The organism is Peribacillus sp. NPDC096540 (genome assembly GCF_050278525.1).
In the GTDB taxonomy this organism is placed as follows: Bacteria; Bacillota; Bacilli; order Bacillales; family DSM-1321; genus Peribacillus.
In genome coordinates, this window is the sequence record NZ_JBNNTG010000096.1 from 1 (window position 1) to 2,894 (window position 2,894).

Annotated in this window: 2 protein-coding genes and 1 pseudogene; all 3 read left to right on the top strand. The window is 33.6% G+C overall.

Annotation, left to right across the window (positions count from 1 at the left end):
• Positions 1 to 227: 227 nt before the first annotated feature.
• A complete protein-coding gene (locus ACQKMR_RS28260; protein WP_053345736.1) occupies positions 228 to 407 on the top strand; it encodes a hypothetical protein in 180 nt (59 codons plus the stop codon).
• A gap of 371 nt (positions 408 to 778) precedes the next feature.
• The gene (locus ACQKMR_RS28265) at positions 779 to 1,081 is read left to right on the top strand and encodes a hypothetical protein (protein ID WP_427700230.1); all 303 of its coding nucleotides are present in this window, start codon (positions 779 to 781) and stop codon (positions 1,079 to 1,081) included.
• Between the two features lie 753 nt (positions 1,082 to 1,834).
• A pseudogene (locus ACQKMR_RS28270) lies at positions 1,835 to 2,735 on the top strand (PhzF family phenazine biosynthesis isomerase).
• The last annotated feature ends 159 nt before the right edge of the window (positions 2,736 to 2,894 follow it).

Genomic DNA, 2,894 nt, shown 5'->3' on the forward strand with positions numbered 1-2,894 from the left:
ACCAAAAAAAGCTCAGCCTGGTTGTATTGTTATCATCCATTATCGTCAAGGGGTTAATGGGTTAGACTCTATTTTTGAGTTTAGATTTTCGTAGTTGATGGTGGCGGCGAGGAGCGCCGCCATAGAAGTTTCTTATGGAACTAAAGGGGCAGGTTAGTTGTATAAAGAAAAGGGAAAATTTGTGGTAAAATTAGTTAATTATGTAGGTTAGGGAGGATATTGAATAAATGAGTAATTGGTTATACATTCTTTATGCTGTAATTTTAGGAATAGTATCTTGGTTTACTGGGGAAATAGTAACCTTTGTTATGTTGGGGGTTATTCTAATTGCATTGAATAATATAAATTCAACTCTTAAAAAGATTTATCTTCAAAATAATGAGAGAAGTAATAACGAAGATAAATAGATATTAAAACTAACCGGTGCTTTACTTCAATAACAGGAGCTGATTAGAAGCTCTTTTTCTTATGGCACTAAAGGGGCAGTTTAGTGTAACAAGGAGTATCGTCAGATTTATGCGGATTTACAACGCTAAATAAAGAAATGTTACCAAATGCGCTTCGGGAATGTTATTAAGATAATTTGAAACTTTTTTATTAGATTAACGTAGATATAGTAATTATTTATCGTAGGGATGGGATTTTAATTTTATTTTATTATTTATTATTTGGCTTAGGTGTATTTTCAGTTATAGGTACAAGTATTTTTTTAATTGAAATGTTTAGAGAGAGAGAAATTGAATTTTGGCTGACTATTAAATCGCTGGGCGGTTTTCTAATGGGTCTCTTACTTTTATGGATAACCATTCCAAGTCTAAAAGAAGTAATAACGAAAGACTTTGATGTTGTTAATGGAAAATGCACGATAGAAATATCTTCATCTGGTCGTTCTTCTGATTCGACTTTCAATATAATTGATACAAACGACCAATATATTTTCGATGAGGTTCCTGAACTTGATGCCTATGGCAAATCAATACCTTATTACTGTGAGATTACGGTGACCAAGGACCATATGTGGGAAATGGATTATAAAATTTACGATTTAAAGACAAGAAAGCTTATATATTCACGTAGCTAAATAACGTTCCAAAATAAAAGTTTGGGAGTACATTAAAAGGCCACAAAAGATTGTTAAATCAACATTTTGTGGCTTTTCCTATGAACATTATTTATACACCTTTTTATGCAAGGTCTTTGAAAGTCAGTTACCACAACGGTTGGGAAACATTTTGACCAATGCTGTACAATCTCAGGTATTGCATAAAACATTGCATATTACTTATCGTTGTAAATCCACAAAAATCTGGCGAGAACCCAAAAAGATGGCGTATTTTTGCATTGATAACGCATTTAAGGAATTAAGTTTATAATGGCGTAAAAAAGATTGTGAAGTCTATATAAGGGGAAATGATGTTTGAGTTCTTATCTCATTGGAGTAATACTTTTAATTTTCGTGTGGATACAAGCTATAAAGGAAAAAGAATTCTTGTGGTTTGTTGTAATAGTGCCTGCTGTAGTCCTTGGTTACTTATTCTACAAGTTTAGCTTTTTTGATTCTATTCCTAGTTTAGTACAAGTTTTGATTTTACTGTTGGTTAATGCTCTCTCAATAGCATCTTGTGCCCTTTATTACCTTAATAAAAACCAGAAGTGATTTTGTTTTTTCATATGCAATTAATGGGTGCGTTAGTTGAAGATCAGAGCTGTCTTTAAGGCAGCTCTTTTCTTAAGGAACTAAAGGGGCAGGATAGTTCAACAAGCACTAAGTAGTTAATGGTAAAATAATGAAGACTTTTTTAAATTGAACAATGGGGGAATGTAATGTGAAACCATAAAGGTTCATCATTATGATGCGTTTAGTAAAGAACCTAATAAAGGGAACCCAGCTGGAGTAGTTTTAAAAGGAGATGAGCTAACTGATAAAGAAATGCAAGAAATAGCCTTCAAAGTAGGGTTCAATGAGACTGCTTTTCCAGTTCAATCAGAAATAGCTGACCTTAGAATACGTTTTTTTACACCAGGGCACGAAATGAACTTATGTGGTCACGGAACAATGGCCACCGTTTATGCGTTAAAAACAAAAGGGTTATTGGGGGATAAAACGGATTTTACAATTGAAACAAGAGCAGGAATTTTGCCGATAAAAATTAAATCAACTATTGAAAGCGAAATATTTATAACAATGAAACAGGCTTCCCCCCAATTTAAAAAATTCAATGGTTCAAAAGAAGATTTAGCTAATTCGATAGGATTAAAAGAATCAGATATTCATGACGACCTACCGATTCTATATGGAAGTACAGGTACTTGGACACTATTAATCCCAGTAAAAGAACTTGATGCTTTTAAAAAAATGAAACCAAATAATAAGGAATTCCCTGCTATTTTGAAAGAAATGCCCAAATCATCTATTCATCCTTTTTGTATGGAAACCTATGATACTAGTGCTGATATGCACGCGAGACACTTTTCTTCGCCATTCTCTGGCACAATTGAAGATGCGGTTACGGGAACTGCTTCGGGGGTAATGGGAGCATTTTTTGCTAAATACATAAAAAACAACAATATTGAAGAGTATCTAAATCTTATAGTAGAGCAAGCAAGGTCATGAAATTCAAAAAGATGGTCGAGTTATGGTGCAGATTTCGAAAAGCAATGAATTTTATGATGTTGAAATTACTGGGAATGCAGTTCATGTTAAAGATTTCGATGTTTGTTTAGAAGGTGAATAAAATTACTCAACTGACAGGTGCTTTACTATGGAGCTGGAAACAGCTCCATTTCTTATGCAACTATCGGGGCAGGTTAGCTGAATAAGGATAAGTCGAGTAGCAGGTATGCCGGGTATTACTATGATATTGATATGAATCATTATTATTTGAATGCCAGAT